Here is a 14,556-nt window from a genome sequence, read left to right as displayed (position 1 = left end):
ATAATAAGGATTGAAAATGAAATTGAAATATATGATTCCGGCACTGTGCATCTGCACATGTACGGCAATGCCGGAAATGCTCCATGCGCAGGACGACAGCCTGAAGAAGGACAGCACCGAAAGGCCTTTCAATGCAATGGACTATGTATTGCAGAAACGGTATATCCCGCAGGGAAGAGAAGTGAACAACAGCCAGCCGGGCAAGAATTTCTCCCTGTCGGTAATGGGCGGTGTGAACAAACTGAGGGGTAGTTCCTCACTGCCGGCATGGTTCAACGGCGGGATTGCCCTGACTAAGGATGTAAGTTCATTCAACTCCTACCGGGTGTCTCTGCTGGGCGGCTTCAACGACGAGCTGAAACAGGGCGGCATCGAGCTGGACCACCTGTTCAACCTGTCCGATTATATCGGCGGGTACAAAAGCGGCGCACACATCAGCCTGTATACCGTATTGGGTATAGGCGGCTATGTGAGCAAGCGCAACGGTATGGATGCCAAGATAGCCGGCGGAGTGCACGGCGGCTTGCAGGCACGCTATCATCTGTCGAGAAACTGGGACTGGTATGTGGAACCCAAACTATACCTCTATACCGATGGAATAGACGGTGCGGACTGCCCCAAACGGTATGACGTGGGATATGGCGTGTACACCGGACTGACCTACCGCTTTACCGGTCTTCCCATCAGGATGAAATCGGAAGATATGGGCGATAATATGTTCATAGAAGCGGCTATCGGTACGCAGGGTGATTTCGGAAAGCCCGTGCGCAACAATCTGTCCGGACTACAGACGTTAGGTCCTGCCGCTTCACTGGCAATAGGTAAATGGTTCATGCCGCTGGGATGGCGCATCAGCGGCTTCGGCGGTTTCCACTATACGTTCAATTCGGACAACTTCAAGAGCGAGGAAGTGTATGGAGGCGGCAGAGCGGAAGTGCTGGTGAACCTGAATACACTGATTTCGCCGAGTGTGGAAGACCCGAGACTGGAAGTGAACCTTTCCGCCGGCTACGAATTCGGAGCACTGGCGCACAGAAGCAGCGACTATGCCAAGAAGCTTCGTACATTCCACGGTCCTACGGGGTCTATGCAACTGGTATATTTCCTGTCAGACCAAATCGGTATTACGGGCGAGGCGCGATACAGCAAGAGCTTCTATACGCAACCGTTCAAGAGCGGCATCACACAGGACAGACACATGCAGAATGTAGGCGTGATGTTCGGTGTACAGTACCGTAGAAGAAAGGCCGACTTCGATGCCAGACGCGGCTTCTTCCAGCCTTATAACTTTGCGTATGCCACCGTGGGAACCAACTTCCCCATGCGCACCGCAGGTGTGAAGATGAAGGATATTCCCGATATGCTGGGACAACAGATAAGCTTGGGTGTGGGACGCCAGTACACTCCGCTGTCTACCGTAAGAGGAAGCATCGAGATTGGACGGTATGCTTATCAGCACGGGGGTGTGTATCCGCTGTCTGTCACCGCCGACTACATGCTGAACCTTACCAACATGATAGGCAATTATAGCGAAAACCGCATATTCGACCTCAACGCCTTTGCCGGTATCGTCTATACGCACCACGAAATGGAAGACAAGAATTACTTCGGCATCCAGGGCGGTCTGCAACAGAGCTTCAAGCTGAACGACCGCTGGAGCATCTTTGCGGAAGAGTATCTGAGAGGTTATAACGGCAAGATTACTCCTTCGGCACGTACCTACACAAGCGGAGAATATACGTTTGTCTTAGGAGCTTCCATAGGAACAAGTTACCGTTTTTAAAGCAATACATAAGCATCATGACTATCGCCATTGATTTTGACGGCACAATCGTAGAGCACCGCTACCCTAAAATAGGGAACGAAATCCCTTTTGCCACCGATACGCTGAAGATGCTGATCAAAGACCGCCACCGCCTGATACTGTGGACCGTACGTGAAGGAAAGCTGCTGGACGAGGCCGTGGAATGGTGCAGGGAACGGGGCGTGGAGTTTTATGCCGTCAACCGGGACTATCCCGAAGAGGATGCCGCCCATCACGGCTTCTCGCGCAAGGTGAAAGCGGACCTCTTCATTGACGACCGCAACCTGGGCGGCCTGCCCGACTGGGGAGACATCTACCGCATGGTTCAGGAGAAGCTGACGTATGAGGAGCTGTATCGCGATACCGATAAAACTCCGCAACAAAAGAGAGGCAGTTTCTGGAGCCGGTTCAGGAAATAATCCTTTTTTGATATATATCAAACAGTACCTTAAAATAACTCTTTAAATTTGCAACGTCATTTAGAAAACGATAGAGTAAATTAGTTTTTGAAAGAGAAAGGTTAGTTTTTTAGGGTACACTAAAAAAATACCGGGCAGCACACGGAGCACAGGAAAAGATTCCTGCCGTAGCTGTCCGGTTTTTTATTTGCCTGCCGGAACCGGGAGGTTGCCGGATATTACTGTTTCCGGTATTCCTTGGGCGAAAAGCCGGTGTGATGCTTGAAGTATTTGCCGAAGAAAGACTGATTGGCAAAGTGCAGCTCGTCGGCTATCTCCTGAATGCTCTGCTCGGATAATTTCAGCATGGCTTTCGCTTCCAGAATCACGAGGCTGTCAATCCACTCGCCCGCCGTCTTTCCGCTCACCTCTTTCACCATGGTAGAGAGGTGCTTGGGCGTAAGGAACATCTTGTCTGCGTAAAAGGACACGCTCCTCTCCTCTTTGTAAAACTCGTACACGTACCGGATGAAGCGTTCGAACAAATCTTCCTTGCGGCTTTTGGGAGTACGCTCCTTCACGGCATGTCCCTGATAGATGTCGTATATCTCGTAGAACAGCGCCATCAGCAATCCCTGCGTAATCTCCTTGCGGTAGGGATTGTCCTTCAGCTTCACCTTGCTCCACAGGAAAGAGTGATATTCCTCGAACGCCTGCAACTCGTCGGCAGTGACAGCGATGCAAGGCCGCTCCTTTATCATGAAGAACATGGGAAACAGTTGCTGCATCGTGGGTATCACCAGGTCCATGAAGTCGCGGGACACGGCTATGAAGCTGCCTGAAAAATCATCGGAACGCTCGCCCTGCTGCACAATCTGCTCGGGCAGGATGATGCAAAGCATCCCTTCACGCATTTCATAATCCCGCAAGTTGATGTTCAGCTTGCACCAGCCTTTCCGGCAGACGGCAAAGCAGGCAGCGTTCAGACGCGTTGGATATGGCGTGAAAGGGATGTCCCTTATATTATCGAAAATAGCGAAATCATTGCCGATAAAGTCAATCATGGGCAGGTGTTGTATACCGGAGATATCAACGTTGCGTATCTGTTTTGTATTCATTATTCATGCGCTTTGCCGGCAAATATAGGATTATTCACGGAATTATTGGTTTAAAAATCGTGAATGTTATCCTAATTCATTATTTTAAAGCCGATGAAGAACGTACGCGGCTGCGTGGGACCGTAGAAATAACCGGCATCGCGGAACTCGCCCTTATCCAAGTCTTTCTGGAAGCTGTTGAATATATTCTGCACACCGGTGTTCAGTTGGAACTTGATATGGTCGTGCAGCACGAAGGTATAGTTCAGCTTCAGGTTGAGGTCGAAGAACTGGGGCGTGGTCTCCATGCGGTCTTCCGCGATGTACCCGGCATAGTGCGGTACAATCATCTTGCCCGTATACGTGCCGGAGAGGGAGAAGTCGAAATTCTTCAGCGGAGCGGACGAGAAGGTGAAGTAGCCGTAATAGTCGGGCGTGCGGGGCATGCGCTTGGTGGTCAGATCCTTGCCGTCCACCTGTGTCCAGACTTCCTCGCGGGTGTAGCGGCTGCGCTGCGCGGTAAAGCCCAACTGGAGCTGCGCTTCCTTGCCGTGAGCAATCTTGGCGTCGAGGTTGGCGCCGTACACGCGGGCGCCGTTGCCGTTGCGGCGTTCCTTGATTACATCGCCCACATCGTTTTTGCCGATGTCCTCGAGCACGAATACGTGGCGCAGGTCGGTATAGAAACCCTCTACAAGGATGTTTGCCTGCCAGTGTCCCAGGTGGGCGGTCCAGTCCACCGAGCCGCTGTAACTGTTGGAACGCTCCTCGCGCAGGTTGTCCGCCAGCTTGATTTGCACGCCTTCGCCGCCTACTGCGGTGACGTGCAGGTCTTCATCGTAGGCCTGCGGGGCACGGAAACCGGTGGAGTACGTCAGGCGCGCCTGGAAGTCCTCGGTAGGCTTATAAAGCAGGTTGACACGGGGACTGAATATCAGTTTGTCTATCAGGTTGTGCTTGTCCAAACGGGCGCCGACGAGCATGGTCAGTACGTTCATCTTCCACTCGTTCTGCACGAAGGCGCTGGCGATGCGTACATCCTGCTGCATATCGCGGTGATAGCCCGTCATGACATCGTGCAGGGAGTTGTTCTGATACTCCAATCCGCCCGTGAAGGTGGCGGGGGCGAAAAGACAGTTATTCATGTTGCCCACGTACATGCCGCCTGCCACCCACGTCAGGTCGTCCGTCTTGCCGTAGGCGTTCATGTCCTTCTGTGCGCCGTAGTAGCTGTTGCGGTCGGTGTGCTGGATGGAGCCGTACAAGGAGATTTTATGCTTATACTCGCGCCAGAAGAGGTCGTAACTCAGTCCGCCGCTGTTAATGATGTGCTTGGTCTGCTCGGTGATGTCCGCCTCGTGGGGCTGAAGGTCGAAGTTGTTGCCGCCGCGGCGGAACTCGTTGGTGGTGTGATACTCCAGGTTGATGCGGCTGAAATGCGTGGGACGGTAGTAGGCGCGGAAGCCGAAGGTGTTCATGTTCAGCTTGCCCAGTTCGGAGAAACCGTCGCCGTCACGGTCGTACGGATTGCGGTTGCGGTAGCTTTCGTAGAGGGCGATGCCATAGGAGTTGTCTTTGGCCACCAGGGATACGTTCCCGCCCATGTACTGCTCCCAGGACTTGCCGTCCATGTTGGAGAACATGCTCGACACCTGGAAGGAGTTGTTAATGGGGTCTTTGGTGATAATATTGATAGTTCCGCCCACAGCATTGGCGCCGAACAGCGCCGAACCGCCGCCGCGTACCACCTCTACCCTCTCGATCATGTTCACCGGTATCTGCTCCAGCCCATATACCCCGCTCAGCGCACTGATGACGGGACGGCTGTTTATCAGGATTTGCGAGTACGGACCTTCCAGACCGTTGATACGCACCTGGGGGAAACCGCAGTTCTGGCAGTTGTTCTCCACCCGCAGGCCCGACTGGTAGTTGAGCGTCTTGGCAAGGTCGGTGGAGTTCACCATCTCAAAGAGCTTGGCGCTCATCACATTCACCACCACGGGAGCGGCCTTGCGGCTCACCTCGTTGCGGTTGGCGGACACCACGACCTCATCGGTCATGAAGCTTTCCTCTTCCATCTGGAAATGCACCACCGCCGTAAAGTCCTTGTTTACTTCAATTGCCTTTTCCTGTGTCTTATAGCCTACGGCGGATACGCGCAACGTATATTTGCCCGCCGGCAGGTTCTTGAACTCGAACTAGCCTTCTTCATTGGACACTGTTCCCTGTCCGCTGCCTACAATCAAAACAGTGGCATACGGTATATTCTCTTCCGAACCTTTTACAAGAACATGGCCGGAAATCATGTTGCCTTCCCTGATAGGGTTTGCGGCAACGGCTGCACCGATACCTGCCACAGCAAGCATCAACGCCAATATAATTTGTTTCATTTGAATAATCGCTTTTATTTCAGTTACTTAATGATACCAATTCTGTACCGGTACTTGGTACGGCAAGTACCAAAGGCAGGTACGACGGATACCAAACATTGGTACGGCGAGTACCAAAGATTGGTACATCGAATACCAAGCATCGGTACAACGAATACCCAACGTTGGTATGGAGCATACCAGGCGTTGGTACAACACTATCAAAGGGTAACGGAATAAGGGGGAGCGCGGAGAGAGGGCATCCGACACGCTTTTCCCTTTATGACGGGCGTATCGGTTTCGCTTTCCATCACCTGCAACAGAGAGCGCATCGGGTGTTGCAGCTCGCAGCAGTCCGGTGTGTCCGAACTGAAGTGCGACAGCAGGCCGATGACAATCAGCGAGTCGGTGGAGTGCGAATGCTGGTTATGGAAAGGGTGCGAGTGGGTTATCAGCACCCCGTTGACGTAGTGGACGTGGGTAAACGCCGTTATGCTTGCCTGGTACGCCACGAAGAGCGCCAGCAAGCATAATGCGCATATGGTTCTTTTTATTCCTCTCACGTCTTACGGTTTGTTTCTTGAGTTAGGGACGGCAAAGGTAATACTAATTTCGATTTGCACCAAACAGAAATTCATAATCGCGTTTGGAAGCGGGAACAGCCCACTCCTCCGGAATGAATTTCCACTGGCCAAGCGCACGCGGCTCGATTACCTTCTTCTGCTCGATGTATTGCATCAGGTAATAGCGCAAATCCTTGTCGGTAGAGCTGATGATGCGCTCCTTCAACTCGTCCTGGGAGATGCCCGCACCTTTCGTCAGCAGTTCCCCGCCGCCGTTGCCGCGATAGGAGTTCAGGGCTACCGTGTACATCTTGTCCATGTGGAACGGGGTGCCGTCTGCCATGCTGAGGATGGTTACCTTACTGCCGCACGGCTTCGTGACGTCTACCGTGTAGATAATGCCTGCGGCGGAGTCGAAATTGAAACTGAAGTTCTTGAAGGCAGCCCTGTCCGCAGCGCCTTCGCGGGGTTGGTCGCGGAGCAGCAGGATGTGGTCGTCGGGCGAAGTCATGCGGTTGGTCCATAGGTCGTAGGACATCTCCAGGGCATCGTGTACTTCCTTGCCCGAAAGTTTCATGGTATAGAGCATGTTCTCGTACTTGTAGAGGTTGAACATGTCGTACACGTAAATATCCCCTTCCTTAATCTGCGTGTCGTAGGACAAGGGAGCCGCCAATGAAATCTCGGCGCCGCTGATGTCCAACTGCAAGGTATGGATGAGGTCGATGAATGCGGAAGAACCGAAATAGGCGGGACGGGTGGAGACCGTCTTCGTGAAGCGTCCGATTCTTTTCGATACGAAATCCTGAATGGTGGCGTACTGCGGCGAGAAGCGTTCCATGAATTCACCGCTGATGCCGTAAGGGGCGGTTTCGGTGAGCACGCCGTCAATCTGCTTGTCCGTAACCTTGCCGTTGCGCAGGGTCACGGTAATGTCGATGTCGCTCACCACGATGCCGTTGCTGGCGGGGTCCATCACCAGTACGGAGTCGCCTGCCACGTTCTGCACCTTCTTGCATTCGCGGGCATGGTCGTGGCCCATAAGCACGATGTCGAAGCCCGGAACATTGCGGGCTACGTCCAGCGAGGCATTCTCCCGGTATTTGCCGCCCATCAGCAAGGCGTCTTGCCCGGCATGGAACATACCGATTACAATATCGGGACGCTCCTTTTCGCGGATTATCTTCATCCACTTGCGGGCGGTGTCTTCCATGTCGTCAAAACGGAGTCCCCGCCACAGATTCTCGGAGAGCCACACCGGAATGGCGGGCGTTATCATGCCGAGGACGGCAATCTTCACTCCGTCGCGCTCCAGCACCTTGTAGGGCCGGAAGTGGGGTTCGCCCGTAACGGTATCGATGATGTTGGCGCCCAGCACCGGAGCACGGCAGTCGCCTGCCCAACGGTCGAAAACGGCACGTCCCGTCTCTACATCGTGGTTGCCCATATTGGCGGCATCATAGCCCATGAAGTTCAGCATATCGGCGGTTACGTGGAGCGATACCGTGTCGATGTAGTTATAGTAATAGGCGGTGGGCTGGCCTTGCAGGATGTCGCCGTTGTCCAGCAGAATCAGGTTGTCCTTATAGGTTTCGCGCGCTTTCTGTACGAATGCGTGCACGCGTGCCAGGCTTCCGGCAGCCTCCCGCTGAAGGATGAAATCGTGGGGATAGAAATTACCGTGGATATCACTGGTCTGTACTATTTTCAGTTTTACTTCTTTATCCTGCGCGGCAACTGCTCCAATCAGCAGGAACATCCACGCAAGACAGCAGGTCAGTCTTTTCATTTCGTTGTTCTGTTAATGTATAACATATAATGTGTAAACGGCGCAAAGATATAATAAAACTCACAAAAAGGCGGTAGGGAAAGATTGTTTTTCGTACTTTTGGCGCTCATTATCAAAAAAAGAAGCTGACATGACACAAATCTTTCACAGCATGATAGCTGCCATTCTCGGCATATCGGAAAAACAAATCGAGCAGACACTCTCCCTGCTCGACGACGGAGCAACCATCCCGTTCATCAGCCGCTACCGCAAGGAAATGACAGGCGGACTGGACGAAGTGCAGATAGAATCCATCCGTACCCATTACGAAAAACTGAAGGAAACGGCGAAACGGAAGGAGACCATCGTCGCCACCATCCGCGAACAGGGGAAAATGACCCCGGAACTGCAAAAGCGCATTGACGACACGTGGGACAGCACCGCCCTCGAAGACATCTACCTGCCCTACAAGCCCAAACGGAAAACCCGTGCGGAAGCCGCCCGCCAGAAAGGACTCGAACCGCTTGCTACCCTGCTGATGCTCCAGCGCGAGCCTCATCCCGAACAGCGTGCCGCCGCCTTCGTGAAAGGCGATGTAAAGGATACGGACGATGCCCTGAAAGGTGCGCGCGACATCATAGCCGAACAGGTGAGCGAGAACGAACGCGCCCGCAACATGCTGCGGAATACCTTTGCACGCCAAGCCCTGCTGACCGCCAAAGTGATAAAAGGCAAAGAGGAGGAAGGCGCCAAATACCGGGATTACTTCGACTGTTCGGAGCCCCTGAAGCGATGCAGCTCGCACCGCCTGCTTGCCATCCGCCGCGCCGAAGCGGAAGGTCTGCTCAAGGTGAGTATCAGCCCCGACGACGAGGAGTGTGTGGAACGGCTGGAACGGCAGTTTGTACAGAGCAACAACGCCTGCGGGAAGCAGGTGGCGGAAGCCGTGCAGGATGCCTACAAGCGTCTGTTGAAACCGTCCATCGAGACCGAGTTTGCCGCGCAAAGCAAGGAGCGTGCCGACGATGAAGCCATCCGCGTCTTTGCGGAAAACCTGCGGCAGTTGCTGCTGGCATCGCCCCTGGGGCAGAAAAGGGTGATGGGGATAGACCCCGGATTCCGCACTGGCTGCAAGGTGGTGTGCCTGGATGCGCAGGGCAACCTGCTGCACAACGAGAATATCTACCCGCATCCGCCGGTGAACCAAAGCAAAGAGGCGTTTGCCAAACTGCAGAAGATGATAGAGGCCTATAAGGTCGAAGCCATCGCCGTGGGCAACGGCACTGCCAGCCGCGAGACGGAAGATTTCCTGAAACGGCAGACGTTCAACCGGGAAGTGCAGATTTTCATTGTCAGCGAGCAGGGTGCATCCATCTACTCCGCTTCCAAGATAGCCAGGGATGAGTTTCCGGAATATGATGTAACGGTGCGCGGCGCCGTGTCCATCGCCCGCCGGCTTATGGACCCGCTGGCGGAGCTTGTCAAGATAGACCCGAAGTCCATCGGCGTGGGGCAATACCAACACGACGTAGACCAAAGCAAACTGAAGAAATCCCTCGACCAGACTGTGGAGAACTGTGTAAACCTGGTCGGCGTAAACCTGAATACGGCAAGCAGCCATCTGCTGACGTATATATCGGGACTTGGCCCTCAACTGGCGCAGAACATCGTGAACTACCGCGCCGAGAACGGAGCATTTGCATCGCGCAAGGAGCTGATGAAAGTTCCGCGCATGGGCGCAAAGGCTTTTGAGCAGTGTGCCGGCTTCCTGCGCATACCGGATGCCGGGAATCCGCTGGATAACACGGCGGTGCATCCCGAAAGCTACCACATCGTGGAGCAGATGGCAAAGGACCTGGGATGCAGCGTGGCCGAACTGATTGCCGACAAGGAACTGCGTCGGAAGATACAGCCGGAACGCTACCTCTCTCCCACCGTCGGAATGCCGACCTTGAAGGATATCCTGCAAGAGCTGGAGAAGCCGGGGCGTGACCCGCGCGGACCTATCAAAGTGTTCGAATTCGATAAGAACGTGCGTACAATCGATGATTTGCGCATAGGCATGGAACTGCCTGGCATCGTGGGGAACATCACCAACTTCGGCGCTTTCGTCGATATAGGTATCAAGGAAAACGGCTTGATACACCTCTCCCAGCTTGCGCAGAAGTATGTATCAAACCCTAATGAGATTGTATCCATCCATCAGCAGGTACGCGTAAAGGTGCTCAGTGTAGATACCGAACGGAAACGTATACAACTGACGATGATTGGGGTTAGCGGTTAGCGATTAGGGGTTAGTGATTAGGGATTAGTGCCTTGCGGTGTGAGTGCGCAGCCTGCTAATCGCTAATCGCTAATCACTAATCACTAACCCCTAATCCCTATATATCAGCTTGTCCTTGTCATTGCCGAAAAGGTTATCGCCCAAAGTTGTAATCTTATCGCCGGTGGCGAGGACATGACGAAGATTGTCGCATCCCATGAATGCACCGTACTCTATGGCAGTTACACCGGAAGGAAGTTCCAAGGTGCCGCACAACCGTCCGCATCCGCTGAACGCACGCTGGCCGATGCTCTTCAAGCCATGGGGCAGTTTGATATTGAGCAGGTATTTCTTTTGGGTAAACGTGTATTCGGGGATAGTTGTGGCATTGCACTTGGACAAATCCACGCTCACCAGATTGGGCATGTAGTTGCGTATCAACGTAAAGTCCGCCTCGTCCATCTTACCTTCTACCGTAAGGAAGTTCACATCTTTGGGCTGTATGCCTGCACGAAGCAGTTCGCTGGCAAGGCTGCCCATGGTGGCTATCTGCACCAAAGCTCCTACCGGTTCGCCCTCTATGAAAGCGAATGTCTCCCACCGTTTGCCGCGACGATAGGAATCGCTGCTGCCCAGAGGGACGAATATCGCTGTTACACTGTCCGCCAGAGCTTCGGGCAACAGGTTGGGGGGAGTTTTCTTGCGTATGCGGCAAATCTTCAGGTTGGTACATCCCTTGAATGCGCCGTCTTCGATGTTCTTGGTCTTGTCGGAAAGGATTACCTCCGTCAAGGATGTTTTTCCGGCAAAAGTGCTGTCGCCAAGCTGCTTGCAGAAAGCATAGGACGGGATGCAATTGGCGGGATAGATGTAAAAGCGGTCGGGATGCGTACCGTTCTTTCCGGCATACATGCTGATGGATGCATTGGAGATGTCCAGTATTTGCAGTTTCTTGAATTCATCGCGCAGGTGGCGGAAATCCACTGCGTTCAGCTTGCCTTGCAGGACAAGGTGGGTAATCTCGTTCGCTTCTTCTTCGGTGAGCATTTCCACCAAAGTACCGGGTTTGGCAACAGTATATCTCCTGGAAGTCTGGGCGGAGACGTTCGATATCATAATGCCCAGTCCGGCTACTAAAAGTATCTTTTTCAGGTTCATGTTTTGTGTCAGATTGATTTAATTTTCAAATATAAGAAGAAAGCGCCAACCGTGAATAATGATTTCTCTTTTTATTGCTATTTTTGTCGGATATTAATTAACCGAACTTATTTTTTTCATGGAAACCATCGGAAATGAATCCAAAGCCAAACGTTTTGGAAAAGCGGCAATCGACATTGTTTCATTCGCCGCGCTTGCCGTCATCATCATTACAATAATAAGCGTCCCTTTCGCAACCGTATTGCTGAAGTTAGGAAAGGAAGAGGCCGATACGATGTCCTATTTCATATTGAGCGAGACGCTGATGCTGGCAGGCGTATTCCTTTCCGCATGGATAGTATGGCATTTACGCGGCTTTTCACTGGAAGGGCTCGGACGCTCTTTAACGATGCGTTGGAAGGACTGGCTGTCGGGAATACTGCTGGCAACCGTTCTTTATGCAGTAGGGTTCGGCATATCCTTGTGGGCAGGTGCGGTAGAGATTGCAGGAGTGGCATTCAATCCTTCTTCCTTACTGATCAGCCTTGTATTCTTCCTGCTGGTAGCCGTGACAGAGGAACTGGCATTGCGGGGATTTGTATTGGAACGCCTGCTGCAAAGCGGGGTGAATAAGTTTTGTGCCTTGTTCCTCTCCGCCGCCCTGTTCTCCTTGATTCATATAGGCAATCCGAACTTCGACTTTCTGTCTTTTATCAACATACTTCTGGCAGGCATCCTTTTAGGCTCATCCTATATATACACACGCAACCTCTGCTTCCCGATAGCTCTACACTGGTTCTGGAACTGGATACAAGGCCCGGTATTAGGCTATGAGGTCAGTGGAAATAAATTCTGCAACGGCTTGCTGGCCCTTCGGCTGCCCGAAGCCAATCTGATAAACGGTGGCGCTTTCGGCTTTGAAGGCTCCATACTCTGTACAGTACTGATGGTAGTGGGAACAGGATTGATTTTAAAAATACACGGAAAATAGGGGTTAGTGATTAGCGGTTAGTGTTTAGGGACGGGAGTGGGATGTAATTTGAGGATTTCTTTTAGGCACGGAATTACACGGAATTCACGGGAAAAAGAATAAGGGGTAATGTTACCAAAAGCAATTGGTAATATTACCCCTAATAAAATAAATCCGTGTAATATGCGCCTAATAAAGCAACAAATAAGGGAATGCTACTGAAAATAACAAACGCTTTTTTGTTTTGACACGCTATTAATCACTAATCGCTAATCATTATTTATTGTACATTTTTGTTCTCAGTTCCTTGATGTGGTCGGAAGTGATGTATTCATCATACTCCATCATCTTGTCAATGATGCCGTTCGGGGTCAGCTCGATGATACGGTTTGCCACAGTCTGGATGAACTCGTGGTCGTGAGACGAGAACAGGATGTTTCCTTTATAGGTCTTCAGGTTATTGTTGAATGCCTGGATGGATTCCAAGTCAAGGTGGTTGGTCGGCGTATCCAGAATGAGACAGTTGGCATTACGCAACTGCATGCGCGCAATCATGCAACGCATCTTCTCGCCACCCGACAGTACGCTTGCTTTCTTCAGCACCTCTTCGCCGGAGAAAAGCATACGGCCGAGGAAACTCTTCATATATACCTCATTGCCCTCGCCAAACTGGCTCAACCAGTCAACCAGATTCAAATCCGTATTAAAGAAAGCGGTGTTGTCCAACGGCAGATAAGCGGTGGTAATCGTAACACCCCAGTTGAAAGTTCCCGCATCCGGCTTCATATTTCCGTTGATAATCTCGAACAAAGCGGTCATGGCACGCGGATCGTGTGAAAGGAACACGATTTTATCCCCTTTCTCCACATTGAAGTTCACATCACGGAACAGCACCGTACCGTCTTCCAGCGTTTTCGTCAGTCCGGCTACTTCAAGAATCTGATTGCCCGGTTCGCGTTCGGGAGTGAAGATGATGCCCGGGTACTTACGTGACGACGGTTTGATTTCTTCCACATTCAGCTTCTCCAGCATCTTCTTACGGCTGGTAGTCTGCTTACTCTTCGCCACATTGGCGCTGAAACGGCGGATAAACTCTTCCAGTTCTTTCTTCTTCTCCTCGGCTTTAGCCTTCTGGTTCTGCTGTTGGCGGAGAGCAAGCTGGCTGGACTCGTACCAGAAGCTGTAGTTTCCGGCAAAGAGGTTAATCTTTCCGTAGTCGATGTCCACCGTATGCGTACAAACGGAGTCGAGGAAGTGACGGTCGTGGCTCACTACCAGAACGGTATGTTCAAAATTGGCAAGATAGTCCTCTAGCCAGGTTACGGTTTCCATGTCCAAGTCATTGGTAGGCTCGTCCAGCAGCAGGTTATCCGGATTGCCATACAAAGCCTGCGCCAGCATGACACGTACTTTTTCCTTGTTGTTCAGCTCGCCCATCAGCACATAATGCTTGTCTTCCTTGATGCCCAGTCCGCTCAATAAAGCGGCAGCATCGCTTTCTGCATTCCAACCGTCGAGTTCGGCGAATTTCTCTTCCAGTTCGGATACCTTCAGACCGTCTTCGTCCGTAAAGTCCTCTTTGGCATAGAGTTCTTCGCGCTGTTTCATAATGTCCCACAGCACGGTGTGCCCCATCATCACGGTATCCATCACCGTATAAGCATCCCACTTGAAGTGGTCCTGGCTCAATACGGACAGGCGCTCGCCCGGTCCCAGCATGATAGACCCCGTTGTCGGGTCCAAATCGCCCGAAATAGTACGCAGGAAAGTAGACTTTCCGGCACCGTTGGCACCGATTATACCATAACAATTACCACTTGTAAACTTCAGGTTTACATCATTAAACAACACTCTTTTACCAAATTGAACCGATACGTTCGAGACTGTAATCATCTTTATATTTACTGTTTTATTATGTACTACTTACAATTTAATACCTATAACTCTGCAAATTGCGGGTACAAAGATACGAAATAATACGGTAAAACAGCTTACAACGAGTTAACTTATTGCATGATATGAAGTTAACCCGATACATACAACAAAGGTAACTGACTGCAACCTATCGAGTTAACTTACTGTCCGCACAAGGTTAGCGCTCTATTTATAGCACATTACGCTGTCAATCTGACATAAAAATATTACCTTTGCAGCGTTTTTGGCAAAAGCCGTCAATTTGGCAAAGTT

The 14,556-nt window shown here is 51.8% G+C and carries 10 protein-coding genes and 1 pseudogene; 5 read left to right on the top strand and 6 right to left on the bottom strand.

The annotated features are described in order from the left end of the window. The first annotated feature begins 16 nt into the window (after positions 1 to 16). A complete protein-coding gene (locus tag H8S52_RS14260; RefSeq protein ID WP_186910075.1) occupies positions 17 to 1,783 on the top strand; it encodes a hypothetical protein in 1,767 nt (588 codons plus the stop codon). 17 nt (positions 1,784 to 1,800) lie between these two features. Then, positions 1,801 to 2,223, top strand: a complete 423-nt coding sequence (locus H8S52_RS14255; RefSeq protein ID WP_186910074.1) for a BT0820 family HAD-type phosphatase — start codon at positions 1,801 to 1,803, stop codon at positions 2,221 to 2,223. Positions 2,224 to 2,441: 218 nt separating this feature from the next. Here H8S52_RS14255 and H8S52_RS14250 read toward each other — a convergent pair whose 3' ends face one another. Further along, the gene (locus H8S52_RS14250; protein ID WP_186910073.1) at positions 2,442 to 3,320 is read right to left on the bottom strand and encodes an AraC family transcriptional regulator; all 879 of its coding nucleotides are present in this window, start codon (positions 3,318 to 3,320) and stop codon (positions 2,442 to 2,444) included. A 71-nt stretch (positions 3,321 to 3,391) separates the two neighbouring features. Continuing rightward, positions 3,392 to 5,689 (bottom strand): annotated as a pseudogene (locus H8S52_RS14245) (TonB-dependent receptor domain-containing protein). Between the two features lie 30 nt (positions 5,690 to 5,719). Here H8S52_RS14245 and H8S52_RS14240 point away from each other — a divergent pair. Continuing rightward, positions 5,720 to 5,908: a hypothetical protein gene (locus H8S52_RS14240; RefSeq protein ID WP_005655163.1), complete on the top strand. Its 189-nt coding sequence runs from the start codon at positions 5,720 to 5,722 to the stop codon at positions 5,906 to 5,908. On the opposite strand, the gene H8S52_RS14235 is transcribed toward H8S52_RS14240, so the two are convergent. Together H8S52_RS14235 and H8S52_RS14230 are read right to left on the bottom strand one after the other, a co-directional pair. Next, positions 5,890 to 6,231 (bottom strand): hypothetical protein, encoded by a 342-nt coding sequence (locus H8S52_RS14235; RefSeq protein WP_016661247.1) that lies wholly within the window; start codon positions 6,229 to 6,231, stop codon positions 5,890 to 5,892. The genes H8S52_RS14240 and H8S52_RS14235 overlap by 19 nt on opposite strands. A 43-nt stretch (positions 6,232 to 6,274) precedes the next feature. Next, positions 6,275 to 8,020 carry a bifunctional UDP-sugar hydrolase/5'-nucleotidase gene (locus tag H8S52_RS14230; protein WP_186910072.1) on the bottom strand — a complete coding sequence of 582 codons (1,746 nt, stop codon included), beginning with the start codon at positions 8,018 to 8,020 and terminating at the stop codon, positions 6,275 to 6,277. Positions 8,021 to 8,150: 130 nt separating this feature from the next. Here H8S52_RS14230 and H8S52_RS14225 point away from each other — a divergent pair, with 130 nt between their 5' ends. After that, entirely contained in the window at positions 8,151 to 10,283 is a 2,133-nt protein-coding gene (locus H8S52_RS14225) for a Tex family protein (protein ID WP_186910071.1), read from the top strand. Between the two features lie 90 nt (positions 10,284 to 10,373). Here H8S52_RS14225 and H8S52_RS14220 read toward each other — a convergent pair whose 3' ends face one another. Further along, the gene (locus H8S52_RS14220; RefSeq protein WP_005655158.1) at positions 10,374 to 11,420 is read right to left on the bottom strand and encodes a leucine-rich repeat domain-containing protein; all 1,047 of its coding nucleotides are present in this window, start codon (positions 11,418 to 11,420) and stop codon (positions 10,374 to 10,376) included. A 118-nt stretch (positions 11,421 to 11,538) separates the two neighbouring features. Between H8S52_RS14220 and H8S52_RS14215 the strand changes: the two genes are divergently transcribed. After that, entirely contained in the window at positions 11,539 to 12,390 is an 852-nt protein-coding gene (locus H8S52_RS14215) for a CPBP family intramembrane glutamic endopeptidase (RefSeq protein WP_117907188.1), read from the top strand. Positions 12,391 to 12,645: 255 nt separating this feature from the next. Here the strand turns inward: H8S52_RS14215 and H8S52_RS14210 are convergent, their stop codons facing one another. After that, a complete protein-coding gene (locus H8S52_RS14210; protein WP_005655156.1) occupies positions 12,646 to 14,262 on the bottom strand; it encodes an ABC-F family ATP-binding cassette domain-containing protein in 1,617 nt (538 codons plus the stop codon). Positions 14,263 to 14,556 lie beyond the last annotated feature (294 nt).

Origin of the sequence: Bacteroides sp. NSJ-48 (assembly GCF_014287405.1) — a bacterium.
In the GTDB taxonomy this organism is placed as follows: domain Bacteria; phylum Bacteroidota; class Bacteroidia; order Bacteroidales; family Bacteroidaceae; genus Bacteroides; species Bacteroides stercoris.
The sequence above is the reverse complement of the archived record's forward strand: the minus strand, read 5'-3'. Positions and strand labels throughout refer to the sequence as shown.